The organism is Photorhabdus viridis (assembly GCF_040256935.1).
GTDB classification, from domain to species: Bacteria; Pseudomonadota; Gammaproteobacteria; order Enterobacterales; family Enterobacteriaceae; genus Photorhabdus; species Photorhabdus viridis.
In genome coordinates this window covers 1-17,453 of sequence record NZ_JBEJZY010000018.1, presented here as the reverse complement: position 1 = coordinate 17,453, position 17,453 = coordinate 1, and the positions used below count along the sequence as shown (strand labels likewise).

At 45.7% G+C, this 17,453-nt stretch carries 16 protein-coding genes and 1 pseudogene; 11 read left to right on the top strand and 6 right to left on the bottom strand.

The genetic code is table 11. From position 1 onward, the window contains the following. The first annotated feature begins 6 nt into the window (after nt 1-6). From ABR397_RS09500 to ABR397_RS09450, 11 genes are all read left to right on the top strand, one after another. Nucleotides 7-291 carry a hypothetical protein gene (locus tag ABR397_RS09500; protein WP_350305535.1) on the top strand — a complete coding sequence of 95 codons (285 nt, stop codon included), beginning with the start codon at nt 7-9 and terminating at the stop codon, nt 289-291. Continuing rightward, nucleotides 236-964 (top strand): prepilin peptidase, encoded by a 729-nt coding sequence (locus ABR397_RS09495; RefSeq protein WP_350305534.1) that lies wholly within the window; start codon nt 236-238, stop codon nt 962-964. Before ABR397_RS09500 ends, ABR397_RS09495 begins: the two co-directional genes overlap by 56 nt. A gap of 99 nt (nt 965-1,063) precedes the next feature. Beyond that, nucleotides 1,064-2,692, top strand: a complete 1,629-nt coding sequence (pilV, locus tag ABR397_RS09490) for a shufflon system plasmid conjugative transfer pilus tip adhesin PilV (RefSeq protein WP_350305533.1) — start codon at nt 1,064-1,066, stop codon at nt 2,690-2,692. Nucleotides 2,693-2,743: 51 nt separating this feature from the next. Beyond that, entirely contained in the window at nt 2,744-3,277 is a 534-nt protein-coding gene (locus ABR397_RS09485; RefSeq protein WP_350305532.1) for a hypothetical protein, read from the top strand. Nucleotides 3,278-3,360: 83 nt separating this feature from the next. Then, nucleotides 3,361-3,702, top strand: coding sequence for a toxin co-regulated pilus biosynthesis Q family protein (locus ABR397_RS09480; protein WP_350305531.1), 342 nt, complete (start codon nt 3,361-3,363; stop codon nt 3,700-3,702). 4 nt (nt 3,703-3,706) lie between these two features. Beyond that, nucleotides 3,707-5,308: a PilN family type IVB pilus formation outer membrane protein gene (gene pilN / locus ABR397_RS09475; protein ID WP_350305530.1), complete on the top strand. Its 1,602-nt coding sequence runs from the start codon at nt 3,707-3,709 to the stop codon at nt 5,306-5,308. 36 nt (nt 5,309-5,344) lie between these two features. Then, the gene (pilO2, locus tag ABR397_RS09470; RefSeq protein WP_350305529.1) at nt 5,345-6,607 is read left to right on the top strand and encodes a type 4b pilus protein PilO2; all 1,263 of its coding nucleotides are present in this window, start codon (nt 5,345-5,347) and stop codon (nt 6,605-6,607) included. Next, complete coding sequence (pilP, locus tag ABR397_RS09465; protein ID WP_350305528.1) at nt 6,594-7,133, top strand: type IV pilus biogenesis protein PilP; 540 nt, start codon at nt 6,594-6,596, stop codon at nt 7,131-7,133. Before pilO2 ends, pilP begins: the two co-directional genes overlap by 14 nt. A 22-nt stretch (nt 7,134-7,155) precedes the next feature. Beyond that, nucleotides 7,156-8,715: a GspE/PulE family protein gene (locus ABR397_RS09460; protein WP_350305527.1), complete on the top strand. Its 1,560-nt coding sequence runs from the start codon at nt 7,156-7,158 to the stop codon at nt 8,713-8,715. 6 nt (nt 8,716-8,721) lie between these two features. After that, nucleotides 8,722-9,819: a type II secretion system F family protein gene (locus ABR397_RS09455; protein ID WP_350305526.1), complete on the top strand. Its 1,098-nt coding sequence runs from the start codon at nt 8,722-8,724 to the stop codon at nt 9,817-9,819. 14 nt (nt 9,820-9,833) lie between these two features. Next, nucleotides 9,834-10,949: an ATPase, T2SS/T4P/T4SS family gene (locus tag ABR397_RS09450; protein WP_350305525.1), complete on the top strand. Its 1,116-nt coding sequence runs from the start codon at nt 9,834-9,836 to the stop codon at nt 10,947-10,949. Nucleotides 10,950-12,425: 1,476 nt separating this feature from the next. Here ABR397_RS09450 and ABR397_RS09445 read toward each other — a convergent pair. From ABR397_RS09445 to ABR397_RS09425, 6 genes and pseudogenes are all read right to left on the bottom strand, one after another. Beyond that, complete coding sequence (locus tag ABR397_RS09445) at nt 12,426-12,632, bottom strand: hypothetical protein (RefSeq protein WP_350305524.1); 207 nt, start codon at nt 12,630-12,632, stop codon at nt 12,426-12,428. Between the two features lie 576 nt (nt 12,633-13,208). After that, nucleotides 13,209-13,598, bottom strand: a pseudogene (locus ABR397_RS25020) (hypothetical protein); the annotation flags it as partial. Between the two features lie 69 nt (nt 13,599-13,667). Next, nucleotides 13,668-13,874, bottom strand: a complete 207-nt coding sequence (locus tag ABR397_RS25015; RefSeq protein ID WP_407072872.1) for a hypothetical protein — start codon at nt 13,872-13,874, stop codon at nt 13,668-13,670. A 209-nt stretch (nt 13,875-14,083) separates the two neighbouring features. Beyond that, nucleotides 14,084-14,629, bottom strand: a complete 546-nt coding sequence (locus ABR397_RS09435; protein ID WP_350305523.1) for an immunity 42 family protein — start codon at nt 14,627-14,629, stop codon at nt 14,084-14,086. Nucleotides 14,630-14,790: 161 nt separating this feature from the next. Then, nucleotides 14,791-14,991, bottom strand: coding sequence for a hypothetical protein (locus tag ABR397_RS09430; RefSeq protein ID WP_350305522.1), 201 nt, complete (start codon nt 14,989-14,991; stop codon nt 14,791-14,793). After that, nucleotides 14,981-17,453: DUF637 domain-containing protein (locus ABR397_RS09425; protein WP_350305521.1), on the bottom strand; the 2,473-nt coding region annotated here is incomplete at its 5' end. The genes ABR397_RS09430 and ABR397_RS09425, both read right to left, overlap by 11 nt.

The following is a 17,453-nucleotide window of genomic DNA, read 5'->3' as shown; positions in this document are numbered from 1 at the left end:
CTTTATGTGATGTGTAGCTTGGTCGTCTTGTTGAAGGCTTCTCAAGCTGCACTTTCTGTGGTGCAGGAAAATGGCTGGTCTGCTTTGGTTTTGTTGGTGTTTCCTCACTGCTTGTTTTCCTTACTGAATGGGGCGCGTTTTGCGTTAAATATGTCGGGAGATCATCATGGTAATGGGATGGTTGCAATCTTCTGCGGGGTGTTTGGTCCTGGCGTCGGGGTTGCTGGGGTTGTGTGTGGGCAGTTTTTTGAATGTGGTGATCTGCCGTCTGCCGATCATGATTTTCTCTGAAATCAATAATGAGGCGGCTGGCTTTAATCTCTGTTTTCCCCGTTCACATTGTCCACGTTGCCGTCATGTGTTAGCGGTCCGCGATAATATTCCGCTGTTGAGCTATTTATGTCAGAAAGGGCGCTGTCGATATTGTAACGGGATAATTTCAATCCGCTATCTGCTGGTTGAGGGAACGGTGGCAGTGCTTTTCTCTTTGTTGGCTTTAGATATGGGCTGGAGCTACTCGTTGTTGGGGTTGTTGGTGCTGAGTTCTTTGTTGATAGCGTTGGCGGTAATTGATTTCGAGTATTTGTTGCTGCCGGATCAACTGACACTTTCTTTGTTGTGGCTGGGGCTGCTGTTCAATCTGCAATCCGCCGGATTTGTGGCACTGCCTTTGGCAGTGAGTGGTGCGGCTTGTGGATACCTGTTTTTCCGGCTGGTTGAGTGGATAGCCCAACGATTGACTCAACGTGATGCATTGGGAATGGGTGATGCCAAATTCCTGGCGGCGCTGGGTGCCTGGTTGGGGGTGGAAGCGCTTCCATCAGTGGTTTTGCTGGCGGCAGAGTTTACGCTGATAACTTATCTGGTGATTCGCTGGCGACGCAAAATTAAAACGGTCCCACAGATACCTTTCGGGCCAGGTTTGGCGATGGCGGGATTACTTGTGGCGTTTTTCCATCGATAGCCGGATATGAGCTCGGCGCAGCGCTCTTGGGTGGAATCTCTTTTGGGTAAAGAATTCATCGGATGAAATAAATGTTCATACTTTTAAGAAGGGCTATTTATGCATGTTATGCATGATGAATCTGTGTCCATATTAATGATACGCCGCCGTAATGCAGGTTTCACTTTACTGGAAGTGACGGTTGCACTGATGGTGCTGGCGTCAATGATGGTGGTTGGTGTGGTTTATCTGAACAGGCAGAGTGATATGCTGGTTAATCAGGTGGTTGCCGGGCAGATCCAGCATCTTGGCGATGCAGTGGCGGATTATGTGAATGATAATTACACCGCTTTAAGTCAGGGGCCCACTCCAGCGCCGATCAATTGGGCAGAAATGCTCCCCTATTTGCCCCCGGGACTGGACCAAAATACGGTCAATCCGCTGGGTCAGAAATATGATGGCGTATTACGTGTTGTTATGTTGTCTAATGGCAAGAAACGCATTGATCCGTTGATTTACACCGTTCCGGCAATGGCTGACGGCAAGCCGCCGGATGTTGCGGGTCATTCTATGAAAATCGCGCAGTTGATTGGTGTTGGCGGTCTCTACCTGGATTACAGGGATCGTGACAGTCATAATCCGGCCACTTATTGGAACAGCTACGGTCAGGTCAATGCGCCTGAATCTTTTGCCGGTTTCTTCCATGAGCAACCTAATGAAATCGGACGCATTTTTTATGCTCCGTTCATCCGGGACGCGTCAACCTATGGACCAGGGACATTAGCCGGTGACTTGCTTCACCGACAAAAAATAGACGCTCATCCTGAGTGGAATCGGATGGAAACCAGCATCAATATGGGCGGCAATAGACTTGATCAGGTGGATACGCTGTCAATGCAAGGTGCTGGTGTTGTTAATGGTGTGAATAAGATGGCTTTTTCTTCCCGTTTTCAGGAAAAACAATCTTATGTCGCGCAAGGTGATGATGGGGAAATTGTTGTCAATCCGGCGCATGGTACGTTGTTTATCCTGGATGGTAACGCCAGTTCTAATAGGAAAGGTACCTTGGCCGTTGGTGATGTCCATGCAGATAAGGATGTGGTTGTTGGCAACAATTTAGTGATAAACACCAAAACCGGAAGCTTAGCTGGTGGGGATTGTCCAGCATTGGGTAATGTCTCCATGAGTAAGGAGGGAGAATTGTTAGTGTGTCAGCAAATAAGCGCCCGTATTCCGGCTTTGCAATGGAGAGAGGCGACCGGAGGCGGTGGGAGGTTGTTTGCGAAACAGGCGGGCATCGGCAGCGGCTATTGGTCTGCGGCGGGGGTGAAACCTGAATTGACGGAGGAGATAGCGACCTATTACGCCAGCAGTGGTGGTAAGGCAAACCGTCAGCCTTTCTTCAATAATTCGGATTCTCCGGTGCGAGTCACCGCCTCCACGCCACCGCTTTCTGATGGTTATCATACGCGTTGCGTATTAGCCGTGTATGAAGCGGATAAAAATGGTAACAGTCAACCATCTGATTTACCGCTAATTTTTCAGGATTCTGGATTGACGGATTATCTGGAAGGTCGTGCCAATATACACCTACACAATGCCGGGTCTTGTGCTGTGACATTCATTGCCGGGCCGCACCGCAAATATAACATTACCAGCGTATTTCATTCTGCTAAAAACAGCGACCATATTTGGGAAGTGATAACTGGTGATCAGGTGCCTCCCGTGCACCTTATTATTTGGAATTAATGAGTTTGGTTTAGTGAATTTCTGCTGTCTTTAACTTACAGGAGAACAAAAATGTGGTCATTAGCTATTGTTGGGATCGTCATCGTATTTTTTATGCAGCTGATTTTCGGCCAGTTATTGCATGAAGTCCGTGTGCAATCGGTGCGTGCCAGAACGGATGTGGCTGCGTTGTTTCGTAGTTATGCTTCAGCCAGTGAGCAACTGCTTAATCATCAGACTCAGGGAGAGGTCAAGCGCCGGAAGATGCGGCAGGTATTGACCGCAATGCACATGGAGTGGGTGAACACCGATGCTTGGTGTGACAGCTTCTCTGGCAAGTCTGGCAAGTGTCTCTGGGGAGCATTTATCTCAAGGTCGCATGTCTATATTTTCCGCAAAAATATCAGCTACGGTGACAATGTGTTGCTACATGGCGCTTTTGCGGAATTACTGAGATGGGGGGCGGAACCCGATCAGATTGGTTTCAAGCACGGTTCCAGTCTGATTGACGGCAGGGGAAAACGAATAGGCAGCCCGCTTGCCAGGCAATTACCCGATGGTGTCCGGAAATTTGTGTCTGACGGCGCGCTGGTGGAAATACTGTAATTGCTGTTCGGTAAGTGGGATTTTTAGGGTAACTGACGGATTAATAAATTGTTTGGCTGCTTCTTTTTCTTTGGAAAGATCTAATGAACAAAATAATCGCATATGTTTTTACGGCTCTTGTTTGTATATCGAATGTCGCCGTTTACGCAACACCTGTGCCAACGCGGGCTCCTTTGGCTGCGGTGTGGATAGCAACTCCGGGGCAAACTCTGCGTGATGTTACGCAAGCATGGGCGAGCAGGTCCGGCTATGAAGTGGTATGGGATGCCTCTTATGATTTTCCGATCCGGGCTGGCCTGCGTTTCAATGGTACGTTTATTCAGGCGATGAGTGAGCTATTCGACGCTTACACGATGGCGAACCGTCCTTTTACTGTTGATATTTATCAGGAACAGCGGCTTGTTCATGTACAGGCTCAGGGGTAATAACATGTATATCCAGTTTTTGACGTTCCCCAGATTGATATTGCTGTCTTGCATAGCTGCTGGTCTGTCAGCTTGTGCGGCAATCAACAAGGTCGATCAGCAGGCGGATACTGAGATGGCGAATGCGACCGAAATTATTAAGGGCTTGCGCAATAGTGCTGCCGCCACTGCGGTGCATGTTCATGAACATGGTTATTGGGTGTCAACCAAGGAGATCCCATCGAAGAAGGAGAGTGAAACCGTCTCCTGCAACTTGACCTTGCAGGAAGCAGAGCCAATGACGTTGAATGAGTTTGCCGGCAAGATCAAACGCATTTGCGGTGTACCGGTAGTGATCAGCGCTGATGCGCGGCTTGCGGCGTATCCCAGTTCGTCATCGGGTGAAAAGGGAAGTGAGCGGGGGGTGGTGGTTGTCAATTCAGGTACACAGCCAGTATCTGAAGGTAGTGAACCGGAAGCGTTGAAAATCAATGTGAATTGGCATGGATCTCTGGCGGGTTTGCTCGATTCAGTCATTTTATCATCAGGGTTGCATTGGAAAGTACATAATGGCGTAGTGTCTATTTTCAAAACAGAGACGAGGGTGTTTCAAATATATGCATTGCCGGGTACGGATGCGTTGTCTTCCAGCGTGACCGCGACGACCAGTGCGACGTTCGGTGGTGGAGCCGGTGGGACTGATAGTGGTAACAGCGGTAGTACTCAAACCCTTGCGACGTCTTTGACACGTTCAGTGATGGATGAGATCCAAAAAACGGTGTCAGGGATGCTGACGCCGGATGAAGGTAATCTAACCTTGTCTATGGCAACGGCATCATTGGCGGTAACCGACTCACCTGAAATACTCGACAGAGTGAAGGATTATATTGATCAGCAGAATAAATTGCTGACTACGCAGGTGGTGCTTAATGTCAAGATCCTTAATCTGACGTTTGATCGGGATGATCAGTATGGTGTCGATTGGTCGTTGGCTTATAAAAGCGCTCACATAGGATTGGTTGATAAGAACTCAAGTGCTATTGATGAGGGAAGTATCAATACGAATATCCACATTCTCAAAGGACCCTTCAGTGACAGCACTTTGCTGATTAAGGCGCTATCGGCTCAAGGCAAAGTATCCATAGTGACTCAACCCTCTGTTACCACATTGAATTTGCAGGCGGTACCGATGCAGGTGGCAACCCAGACCGGTTATGTTTCATCAATTTCTAGCACGCTGACACCACAAATCGGGACTTCGGTGGGGATTGAACCCGCGACAGTGACGACCGGTTTTAATATGTTGATGTTGCCTTATGCCATGGCCGACAAGCAAATCTTGTTGCAATACAACATTAGTTTGAGCGATTTGAAAAAGCTGGCGAAATTTGGCAAGGAAGAGACCGGTCAGGTGCAATTGCCGACAATAGATTTACGTGCATTCAGTCAGAAGGTGCGGCTGCATTCAGGTGAAACCCTGGTGCTGTCAGGATTCGAGCAACAGTCGGATACCAGTGAACGCAGTGGCTTGGGTAGCCCGGATAATCAGTTCCTGGGGGGAAGTCGCGAGGGTAAAAGGAATCATAATGTGATCGTGGTCATGATTACCCCTATAGTGGTAGATTGAAAGTTGACCAAGACAGAGACAGACGTGGAGCACGTCATGCAAATCAAGTTATATGGTAAGACTCTGGTGGCAGGCATCATCTGGCGACCACCGGTAACTGTGTTAGCGCGTTCTAGCATGCGCAGAAATGGGATTGCGGCGGGGTTTACCTTGGCTGTCCGGCATCGTGTCGGGCAAGGTATTCAGGTCGGTTATATACCCAAGGAGGCTGGGGCGCCGGGTAATTATTCATTGGCCGCGGCCCTTGCCAAAGTGGTAGATAAACCTAACTGGATAGGTGCGTTTCGTTTGTCTGATGGGCATTATGCGTTAGTCGCGGTACATCAGGGTGCAATAATGGCTGGGCGTGACTTGATCGGACCTCGCGAAGAGATCGAAGCGAAGTTGCGTGATACGGTCCAGTTGGTAGAGGGCGCTAACGGGGTATGGAATGCGATTTATGCACCGAAAGAGTTTGAATCGTTGTGGCCGGAGATGCCGTTGGTGCAGTTGTTGCCGAAATCCGCATTGAAAAAATCTGTCGGTCAGTTGGAAAGTTTAACGGGTGAAATGTCGAAGTATCAAATTAAGCTCTTTGGCATGACCACGGGTTTGGTGCTTTTGCTGGCTGGTGGCTGGTGGGGGTGGCACATCTATGAGCAGAATACGGTATTGATCATCCCCGATGTACCCCATGAAGTGGAAATTCCACCGCCGCATCCGTGGCTTACACAACCACGAATGGAATGGCAGTTCTCTGTATGGAAGAGAGCCTTAGCCAGGGTTCCCTTATCCCTTGCTGGTTGGCAGGTTGAATCCATTCTCCTGGATACTGATACGGTTTCCGTGAGTTACCAGCGTCATGAAGGGATGCCGATCAATATTTTTCAGGTTGCTGCTATCAATATATTCCGGTCTGGCCCTGTGATTTCCAATGGGGGAGAGCAGGCGCAGGTATTGATACCGTTCAATCAGCAGAATGAGGATCTGCCGGAAGGCGACGATGACGCATTGCCGTCGTCAGATCAGGCGCTGATTGGGTTAATGTCTTATTTCCAGGCATTGGGTTTGTCTCCTCCGGTTTTAACTGAAAGCGTTTCTGTTCTGCCATCCGCTCCTCCTACGGTAGAAGGAGAGACTCATGTGTGGGCTAACCCTGACTGGCAGACTTATAGCTGGACGCTCTCTTCCCAATTACCGCCGGATGCCTTGTTTTCAGGTAAGCCACTCCCTGGATTGAGGGTCACCAGTGCCAGAATTGTGTTATCTGATGGTTTTCCTCAGTGGGAGCTTAGTGGAGTTTTCTATGCAAAAAATTAGTCAGTTTATGATCAGTGTATTTGTGGTGTCGGTATTTTCCCTGGCATATGCACAAACATCACCCACTGAGATCCCGGCGGTTCAGGCAAAGCCCGTTGTGCAGAAACCGGTATTGCCGGCGGCAACGACTGACAGTGTTGCTGAACAATTGGCAAAGTTACAGACCGAGGTGATGTTACTTAAAGCTGAGACTGCCAGGGCAAATGCGCAGGCTGAACTCGATAAAATTTCCAGCGTCGTAAATAAAAGCGGTGCGGCTAATAATGATCTGCCTCTAGTTAAGTCAATCTTTGGGCGCAATAGTGCGCTGATTGCCACGCTGCGGTTTCGTTCGGGAGGCATTATGGATGTGAAAGCCGGTGATCGGTTGCCGAATGGTTACAAAGTGATCCGCATTAATAACGGTGTGGTCACTTTGACCAAACAGGGGCGATTCTATGATGTGGGACTGACTGAGACTAATGATGCATCGTTATTGGATAGTCTGGATTTAATGGTTGCGCCGCCGTTGCCGTTAAGTCGTTAATTGCTGATAGGTGGAAATTCCTATGGTAATCACAAGTTCCGATCTGCTGTGTATGGTCAGGCAGGGGGCGAAAGTGTTATCCGCCCTGAGCGGCGCACTTGAAATAGAGTTGGCGAATCGCAGTTTGATATGTCTTATTGAGTTACCCCAGCAACAGGGGCAATGTGTGCTTGCTGTGTCTGCCTCTCACCGGCTCGATCCCCATGTACTGGCTTATGAGGAAACGGTTAAAAGACACGGTTTCATTTATCAGATAGTCACCTGTGGGATGGGGAACATATTGGAGTTGTACCGTCTCAGTAAGAGTCATCATAGCCATGGGTTGGGGGGTACTGAGTCCGATGTTCAGCGTTATATCATTCGCTTAATCAGTGAAGCCACGCAGGAGCGAGCGTCGGATTTACATATTGTCGCCCGGCATAATTATTGTGAGATCCGGTGTCGTATTGATGGTTATTTGCGGCCTGTGGAGCAGTTGCGTCCGGAAGAAGGATTACGACTGTGTGCGACGATTTACCAAAGTATGTGTGACGTGGCAGAGCCGACTTTTAAGCCGATGCAGGCACAGCGTGCGCGCATGAAGGATGAATTTCTTACCGAATGCGGGCTTTCTGGGGCGCGGATTAATACCCGTCCGCTTGATCGTGGCATGTTAATGGTACTGAGGTTGTTGTATGCGGATAGCCCCGGTACGGTGTGCACCCTGAACGATCTTGGCTATTTGCCGGAGCAGTGTCAGATATTGGAAGAGCTGATGGACCATCGGGCCGGGGTCGTCCTTTTGTCTGGCGCGACTGGCAGCGGCAAGAGCACGACCCTGAAAGTTGTGATGCAGAAGTTGATAGCTGAACAAGCGGGGATTCATTTGCTCACGCTTGAAGATCCACCTGAATATGAGATTGAAGGCGCCAATCAGTCGCCCATAACCGGCGATCGTGGTGATAGCGTGGTGGTTGAACAAGAATGGGCAATGGCAATCGCTGATGCGATGCGACTCGATCCCGATGTGATCATGGTCGGTGAGATACGTGATGCGGTTACCGCAAAGATGACATTCCGCGCCGCAATGACAGGCCATCTCATTTGGACCACGATACATGCAAACGATGCTTTAGCGATCCTGCCCCGTTTGCAGGATGAGGCGGTAATGGAATCACTGCTGATGGATTCGCGGTTAGTGATTGGTTTAGTCAGTCAATCGTTGGTTCAGGTGTTATGCCCTCGTTGCAAAGTTCCCTTGCAAGGACATGAGCAGGAAATTTCCGGGCGTCTGTTAAAACGGTTGAATCTTTATTGCCAGCCGGAATCGGTTTGCCTACAGGGAGAAGGCTGTGATTATTGCAAGCAGAGCGGCATCGTGGGCCGAACGGTAGTCGCTGAAGTGGTACGTACTTCTCCGGGCTTAATGCAAGCTTATCGAACCGGTCATCATCACGGGGCAACCCGGTATTGGATGACGGAAATGGGCGGATTAAGCAAGATCGATGCACTTATTTACAAAATAAATGACGGAATCATCGATCCCCGTGCTGGAGAGCGCGTCATGGGGCCGATTATCCCCACGATCCATCAAATAGAGTAAAACACTATGTTCCTGACCGATTTTATTGAAAGACTGAACTATCGAATGGCGAAGATCCAGTTCGGTAAGAAAGCGCGGATTCGTTTCTACGGGCATCTTATTATGATGCTGGAAAATCGTGTCATGCTGATTGATGCATTACGCGAAATGTATAATGTCGCCAGCAATGAAGGCCAGAAACCCAACGGTGGTTATGCGTTGGTCTTGAGTCGTTGCTATGAATCTGTGAGCCAAGGCAGCACTTTGGCAGAGAGTTTGCAGCAATGGATTGGTCCTAATGAAGTCGCGGTGATTGCTGCGGGTGAGCGTTCCGGCGACATACATAGCGCTTTCATGGATGCGATTGCCATGATTGAAGCGGGCAACAAGATCCGCAATGCGGTTGTCGGCGCCTCTATTTATCCGGCGGTGCTGATTGGGATGATATGCGTGTTGTTACACATTGTGGCGGGTAGTTTGGTTCCCAAACTGGCGGCGGTTTCTAAGCCGGAAACTTGGGATGGCGCGGCTTATACCCTTTATGTGATGGGAACATTTGTTAATGACTATGGGCTGTATTCGCTGATATTCCTGGTGATATTGATCATTCTGTTGTCATTATCGTTGCCTTTTCTGAGTGGGCGGTTGCGAACAGTGCTTGACCGATTTCCGCCGTGGTCACTGTACAGAACCATTCATGGCAGCATGTTCATACTGAATGTCTCGTTGCTGATCCGCTCAGGGATGATGTTGCAATCGGCGCTGGAATTGCTGTTGGAACAGGCGGGGTCGCGTTGGTTGTATGTGCGTATTGCTGCCACGCTCGAACATATTTCAATGGGAGCTGGTTTTGGCGAGGCGCTGCGCGATACGGGTTATCGTTTTCCGGATAACGAGGCGATCAGTTATCTGAGGCTATTGTCACGATTGCAGGGTTTTGATCAGTCGATGGCGAAGTTTGCCCGGCACTGGTTGGATGAAACGATAGTCAAAGTTCAGATAGTCACCCGCGGATTCCTGCTGGCTTCAATTCTTATGATTGGTGGTATGTTGATGCTGGTGGTTACGGCGGTGTCTGGTATTGAAAATGCCATTGAACAATCGTTATCTCTACCATCTGCTTAACGTTGAAATGAATGATGAAAACCAGACTGGACATTGAAACTGGAACCCGTGCAGTTCAGGGAACGGATGGTGCATGTCGTGAGGAAATACTGGATGAGCTTAGACAAGCTTGCGGGCCGGTTATCCTCCAGGCGCTTGATGATAAGAATGTGGTGGAAATCATTATTAATCCTGATGGAAAACTGTGGATTGAATTGCATAACCAGAACATGAATGAAGCTCAATCCGATTTTCCGGCAGAGGCGGCGGAGCGGATTTTGCGTATTTCTGCTTCATTGCAAAAATCGGATATTGGTACCGATGTGGGCCTGATTGAAGGTGAATTCCCGTTGGGCAGGGCTCGCATTGCCGGCGTATTGCCACCGCTTGCCAATGCGCCTGCTATTGCCATTCGCAAACACTCTCCTGTTGTATTATCGCTGTCTGATTACCGGAAAAGCGGCATTATTAAGCCGATAGGCGCTACCGCCATGCGGCAGACTTCTGGGCTAGCGATCCACAAACGTAGCTTTGAGCACCCGATTGAGGCAATTTGTGAAGCGGTGATCATGCGCAAGAATATCTTGATCGTTGGCGGTACTGGTAGCGGGAAAACGACGCTGACGAATACTATTTTGCATGAGATTAGTCTGCAATGCCCGAATGACCGTATCGTGGCGATTGAGGATACAATGGAATTGCAGCTTAACAATGCTAATCGTGCACTGTTACGAACCAGTAAAGATGTGGATATGCGCCGCTTACTGCGAACGACAATGCGCTTGCGTCCGGACCGTATCGTGGTAGGAGAGATTCGCGGTGGTGAAGCTTATACTTTGCTCAAAAGTTGGAATTCTGGCCACCCTGGAGGAGTAACGACAACGCATGCCAACTCATCTGAGGAGGGGTTGCAAAAATTGGCGCATTACATTTATGAAGATGAAGCCGCACAGGGTTTTACTCCCGGGACGATCGGCTGGATGATCGCCAGAAGCGTGAATCTGGTGATCGTGATAGAAAAGATTGCGACGGAGCCGGGGCGAATGGTGACGGAAATTTGCGAAGTGACTGGGTTTATGAATGATCGTTACAACATGAATGTTTTGTGCTTGCAGAGTAATGGACACTGTGAGTTCAGGCCACGTATTTGAGGTTGGATTTGATGTTATAGATTTTTCAAAGCACAGTTTTAAATAAAAAGTTTTTAAATTTTTAAAAGGAGATTTATTTTATATTTGGTTTAATGGTTTAATGGTTTAATGGTTTAATGGTTTAATGGTTTAATGGTTTAATGGTTTAATGGTTTAATGGTTTAATGGTTTAATGGTTTAATGGTTTAATGGTTTTTGTCTTGTCTTCATTAAAATGGCTATTTTAGCGTAGTAAATGGTATGTGCATTTAGTTAATGTCATTTTTAAAATTAAAATCGTTTATTTAAATAAAATAGGTTCATTATATGATTTTAGCTTAACCCCATTTACCCATGTATATTTAAATGATGTTTAAATAGCTTGGTAAATTCATTTAATAACGCTTTGTTGTATCAATAATAATGAAAAGTCTGGCGAACTAATTAGCCTGAAAGGTTATAATGATTAAATGGGTATTTAAACGTTAATAAATCACGAAAATAGCTTGGAAAAATAACGATATGAATTGATTTTTTAAGGCATTATTTAAATAAAACCGTAAAAAACAATGCTATAGGACAGGCTAAAATAGTGTAAAACAAGTTTAAGTAGTCGTATTTAATGTATTTTATGAATGATTATTTAACTGGATTATGAAAAATTTTATCCCCAGTTGAAAACGTTATTAAAATCTGTTCCTTTTGGAAAATAGATTGTCTGGTTAACCGATTCATATTTTTATTTATCCTTTTTTACGGGGTGTGTAAAGCATTAATAAAGCCAATTATTTTTCTCATTTTCACTGATAGATTTATGGTAATCAGGTTTTAAACTGTTATTATAAGCCATTTTTTAATCTCTGGTTTTAACTGGTATAATAAGGTTTTAGTCATTGTTTTTACTTCTTTTAACATTAGCTTCTTATTAAGTTTAATCATCATGGTATATTGTGTTTTATGTTTAATCAATGTTGGTTATACTCGATTTTATCTTTATTGACGCTGTTTTACTGGCAATCCTGAGTAGTTTTTACTTGATGGTATAAAGATAGCATTTTATATTTTTTTTCGGATAATATTCTTTTTTCTGGTTTATTTTTATTTTTATTTTTATTTTTAATTTTCTTTTTATGGTTAATGGATTTCGATTAAATCTAATTAACATAATTTTAAAAATTTGTATTTACAGTTAAATTCGTCTTTTATATAAAAGCTTTAATATCTTTGTTTTAATTCTTTTAAATAGTCATGGCAGGGCAGTTAAATGCAAAATAACCGGAGGATAACATTGTCGGTGAATACATTAAACATAACAGGGAATACGCCGTTTTTAGTGATTCTGTACCTTTTCAAAATTTGGTATTAATGGGAATCTGTTTTTTTACTCTTAGCTAACTAATCACCGAAAAAAGCAGCTTTCTGATTGCCAAAAAAGGAAAACAAGTAAAAAAAGAAAGTAAACTATGTTTAAAAGATGACAAATCTGTAAAGCGATTCTTACATTCTATATTGAATGGTTTTAAGTGTACCGTTTTTAATCTGATCTCCAAACCCCGATTGCTTAAATAATTCTCTCATATCACTAACAGCACCTTTATTCGGTTGATAAGATTGTTTATTCTTCCCAACAATCGAAGCAACTGAAACCTTACCACCAATAGCACCACCAATACTGGCAGATTCTACCGCTTCTTTGGCTATCAATACACCTTTTTCCTAGGCGGGTAGCGAGTTATACAACAGCCCTAAATCGTTCCGGTTTTCTGTAGTCACAGATTGTAAACATTCATGGAATGCAGGTGGTTGAAGAAGATCATGATTTCCCTGGCAACGCCGTCGATAATTTTGCCACCGGCCTAAATTTACGAAAGGGCGAATAAACTGCGGAGATATGAGTTTCACCTGATAGCCCCTATGTTGAATATTGTAGAGGGTATCCACCCTGCCAGCGTACCGCTAACAGGGTGAGTGTGATTATTTCATTAACAGGAAATTATATAAATCTATTTACAGTCTTTTGAATGTCACAAGTATTCTTTGGGTATATTTGATACCTGCTTCTCTAACGACCAATTTTCTGGCTTGGATTTTTCGGAGTTCCATCTTGCCCCTTTATCCAACCATTTAGATCTGTAATTTTTTAGTGCTGTTAAAGTAGAGTCCTCATAGCCAAATTCCACTCCACAACAGTCACAGATATCAAATGTTGGTGAATTACCATCTTCACCCCATGGAGGCTCTAACTGTTCTGCTCCACATACACGGCATATATATAATCTATTATTTCTGCGCATTAAAGTAATCCAAATTTGTTTTATGTCCATGATCTGCCGGATTTGGCTTAAACATAGTTTTGGGCACACCATCTGCATTTTTTACTGCGAAAATATTTGTTGTTGGATTGTAATACAACGTATCTCCGTTAGCTCGAGCTTTGATTAAAGTTCCTTTTGGCGGATTTTTAACAAAATTATGGGTAGCTTCAACATATTGTTTTGAGTTTTGGTACTCAGGGAATTCATTTTTATGTTTGTCCCAGTGACCATAGGCGTTTGCTACAGGTTCTTTTTTACTTGTCTCTGTCCAAATTTGAGTTTCTTTATTTTTGCCCGAAGCTGTTGCGCTACTAACATTATTACGATTCTTCCCAACAATCGAAGCAACTGAAACCTTACTACCAATAGCACCACCAATACTGGCAGATTCTACCGCTTCTTTGGCTATCAATGCACCTTTTTCCTAGGCGGGTAGCGAGTTATACAACAGCCCTAAATCGTTCCAGTTTTCTGTGGTCACAGATTGGCTAAGACGTTGAGCGTCTTCCGCCGATAAGCCAAACATCCATCTCAGGCCACTAACGGCATCGGCTGTTTTTATTCCACCTTCCATTTCGGCCTGATAGGTTAGCGTGTATAACCCACCGCTCCCGGCACAGTCAGACAACATTTCTGCCCGTTGCGCAGCGCTCAGTTCTCCGTATTTGTTCCAAATGGCTTCGGTAGAGGTGCCTTGTTTATTGGCCTCTTGAAGTTCTCTAGTCAGATTGCAGGTATTAGTATAGAACTCAAAAGAGAGAATTGTGGATTATTTCACTGATAAATAAGTGATAATCAGTAAATAAGTCAACCCCAACCAAGGTTGGGGCTATATAGATATTATAATGATATATAATATTTTTTCATATTAGCAATTATCTCTTTAACTTCATTTTTATGAAGTTTTATTTCATAAAAATTTTGGTTAAGAATGTTTTCCCAATAACCACGGCCATTATTATCATATCTCAAAATACGTCGTTTTGCTCCGATGATTCTAACAATATTATTGTAAGAAACAGCAAATACAGAACTACCAAAGTCATCAATATTCTCTGTCGAAGCTTTATAAATATATGATGATTCAAAATCCTCAGGTATATCACTGTTACTATCAACCAGATTAGGAGATATCATACCTAACATTATGTTAAATGCTTCTTTGATTTCTTTATCAAATACATCTTTATTTTCAGGAAAAGAAACCAATGCATTTTTATCATCTAAAGAAAAAATATCCACATTTAATGTTGCGGTGGTTAGTTCATCAGGGAACATTTTTCCATTAATATAAAAATGGAATAATCCATTTTTGAATGAACTATCACTCCAATAGGGAATATATTCTACTAATATCGCAAAGCGATATGGATCACCGAAAATCATAGTTTCTACCTCCATTTACCAGGTAAGCCAAAACTTTTCTTCACATCATTAGGAATTTCTTGTCTATCTAAATCGTTTTGGTTTTCTGTAGCCACAAACTAGCTGAGATGGACTGACAACCAAAAGGGGAGCTCCCGACTCTCTGGTCGGGAGCTAATCTATTATAAAACCCGTTTGACTGCGGCCAGCCAATCTTCCCACATAGCTGGATCCGCAGGGCCGGATGAATCATCCCAGATCGTCCAATCCATTGATCCCAATAAGCAACCGATATCATCCGATTTAGTCAATTTATATTCATGCTCTAAAAAATAAAACATAGCTTTGTAAGCTTGTTCTATTGTAATCATCTTATTTTCCATTTTTACTACCTCTTGGCTTCAGCGAAGATAGTCCCGCCTGAGGATCATATGATTTAGTCGTTGATTTATTCCCTTTAATGATCGAAGCAACAGAAACTTTACCACCAATACCGGCAGATTCTACCGCTTCTTTGGCTATTAATGCACCTTTTTCCCAGGCAGGCAATGAATTATACAATAGCCCTAAATCGTTCTGGTTTTCTGTCGTCACAAACTGGCTAAGACGTTGAGCATCTTCCGCCGATAAGCCAAACATCCATCTCAGGCCACTAACGGCATCGGCTGTTTTTATGCCACCTTCCATTTCGGCCTGATAGGTCAGCGTGCATAACCCACCGCTCCCGGCACAGTCAGACAACATTTCTGCCCGTTGCGCGGCGCTCAGTTCTCCATATTTATTCCAGATGGCTTCGGTAGCGGTGCCTTGCTTATTGGCCTCTTGAAGCTCTCTGGTTAGATTGTAAACACTCATGGAATGCAGGTGATTGAAGAGGATCACGATTTCACCGGCATTAGCACCACTGTTCGCACTTTCTGCGCTATGAGTCGCAATCGCACCAGCAACGCCGCCGATAATTTTGCCGCCGGCCTGAATGCTCATCGGGTCTCTGAAAGTTTTATCCAGCGTGATTGCCGCCAGTTCTGCTGCCAATGCACCAACTGCGGCACCTTTTGCATTACCGCCACCTATCTCGGCCGCCAGAGCGGATACAGCAGCATGGCTGATCGCCTTGCCGGGTAAACCTAATATTTGACCGTTTTTCCCAATTAAATTGGCCCCTTCCGCATTAATCTGACTACCAATATTAGACAGCAAAGCCGTGGTGAAATTGTCTTTAAAGCTGCCGCCAGTAATCGTTGTCCCCAGACTGGCGCCGATAATGGACTGGCCTGCGACCCGTTGAGCCACTTTGCTCCAGTCATGATTGCTCAGTTGGGGTAAGGTGGCTTTTGCCGGATCCAGCTTCCCGCCATTTGCCGCGTTATCCCATCCCATCACCGTGTCAAAGCCCGCCAGTGCGCCGCCCATTGCCATGGACGTGAAGGTGGATTTAACGGTGTCGCTGCTGCCCATCGCCTTTAAGGTTTTGGATAAGTCTCCTTGATTATCCACCAGAGCGACCGCTGCCTGAGAGGTCAGCGCCGCCATGCCGGAAGCCGTCGCGCCGTAAGCCATTGAGCCCACGGTAGCGGCGGTGCTGACGGTCGCCCCCGCTGCCGTCGCCGCTGAACCTGCCGCGCCTGCGGCTGATCCGGCCACCGAAGCCGTTATGCCTGCGCCTGCTGTCACAGCAGCCACAGCAATCGCTATCACCGCCGAAACCACCGGGTTCAGATGCTGGCTCTTATAATCCCAGCGGTCATACGCGTCTTTGACTAAGTTCCATTGCACATCCTGACGTTCACTCAGTCCTTTCAGCCAGGCGGTTTCCGGGGTATTACCGAAGACAGAGACAACATTTTGTAACGACTGACCGTTTTGGGCTTTAATATCCGCGCTGACACCGTTGGCTGCTTCTACGGTGAGTTTTCCACCGAGATGAATAGCGGGAAGCACCCATCTATTTTCGGTGTAGCCTTTATCTGTTTGCCTGATGTAGAACCCTTTGGAATGGGTAATCGTTTGCGCAAAGGTGCTGTTTTTTACCGCTTTAAAATTAACCTTACCGTGAGTACTGGTCAGTTTGGCATTTTGATGGGTGGCGATTTTGCTGGCTTCATAAGTGCTGTCATCCCGGCTTAACAGGTTAATATCACCGCCGGCGGTAAATTCAGTCACTTTGTTCGTGACATCATGACGGGTGCGTGTGGTGGTTTTCTTTTTGCCATACCACCGACGTTTGGTCTCTGTTTTCTCATAGTGACTGGATTCTTCCATCGCCTGAGCGTACAGATAACCGCCTTGTGCCGCGATATCCATCGCCCCTTTGGCCGCCAGTTTGGCGGACTGGAAAAGAATACTGCCGGTTGAGATAACCGTAAGTATGCCGCCGCTGGTTAATTCAGTGCCCTGCTGAGTCACTGATTCGGTGAATTCCCTGCCGTTTTCCCGGTAGATGTGATTTTGCACCGATTCGAAACGCATATTACCGCCGGAGGAGAGGGTGACATCGCCATCAGAAGTCAATTGAGCGCCCACAGTGGTGAGGATCCCATTTGCCGCCATCGTCAGTTTTTTATCGCCGCGGATTTGAGCAATAATATGTCGGTCATCTTTGTTGTTATCATTAGCCTGGTTAATGACAGAATAAGCCAGGGAAGGTAATGTGATATTTCTTCCGGCGGATAATAATGTATTACCGTTAGCCTGTATCTGAACGGCTTTCCCGTTAATATCCCCGCCACTGATTATACTGATATTATTCTTTGCTGTGATCCTGCTGCCTAATACCAATGAACGTGACGGTGGAATATAATCACCCGATAGGAAAAGGCCTTCCAGTTTATGAAAAATCAATTCA

Coding starts and splice junctions, on each gene's coding strand:
- ABR397_RS25015 (WP_407072872.1), bottom strand. CDS start 13,874: ATGTTGTCTGACTGTGCCGGGAGCGGTGGGTTATACACGCTAACCTAT.
- ABR397_RS09455 (WP_350305526.1), top strand. CDS start 8,722: ATGTTCCTGACCGATTTTATTGAAAGACTGAACTATCGAATGGCGAAG.
- ABR397_RS09435 (WP_350305523.1), bottom strand. CDS start 14,629: ATGATTTTCGGTGATCCATATCGCTTTGCGATATTAGTAGAATATATT.
- pilN (WP_350305530.1), top strand. CDS start 3,707: ATGTATATCCAGTTTTTGACGTTCCCCAGATTGATATTGCTGTCTTGC.
- ABR397_RS09430 (WP_350305522.1), bottom strand. CDS start 14,991: ATGGAAAATAAGATGATTACAATAGAACAAGCTTACAAAGCTATGTTT.
- ABR397_RS09450 (WP_350305525.1), top strand. CDS start 9,834: ATGAAAACCAGACTGGACATTGAAACTGGAACCCGTGCAGTTCAGGGA.
- pilP (WP_350305528.1), top strand. CDS start 6,594: ATGCAAAAAATTAGTCAGTTTATGATCAGTGTATTTGTGGTGTCGGTA.
- pilO2 (WP_350305529.1), top strand. CDS start 5,345: ATGCAAATCAAGTTATATGGTAAGACTCTGGTGGCAGGCATCATCTGG.
- ABR397_RS09460 (WP_350305527.1), top strand. CDS start 7,156: ATGGTAATCACAAGTTCCGATCTGCTGTGTATGGTCAGGCAGGGGGCG.
- pilV (WP_350305533.1), top strand. CDS start 1,064: ATGCATGTTATGCATGATGAATCTGTGTCCATATTAATGATACGCCGC.
- ABR397_RS09480 (WP_350305531.1), top strand. CDS start 3,361: ATGAACAAAATAATCGCATATGTTTTTACGGCTCTTGTTTGTATATCG.
- ABR397_RS09485 (WP_350305532.1), top strand. CDS start 2,744: ATGTGGTCATTAGCTATTGTTGGGATCGTCATCGTATTTTTTATGCAG.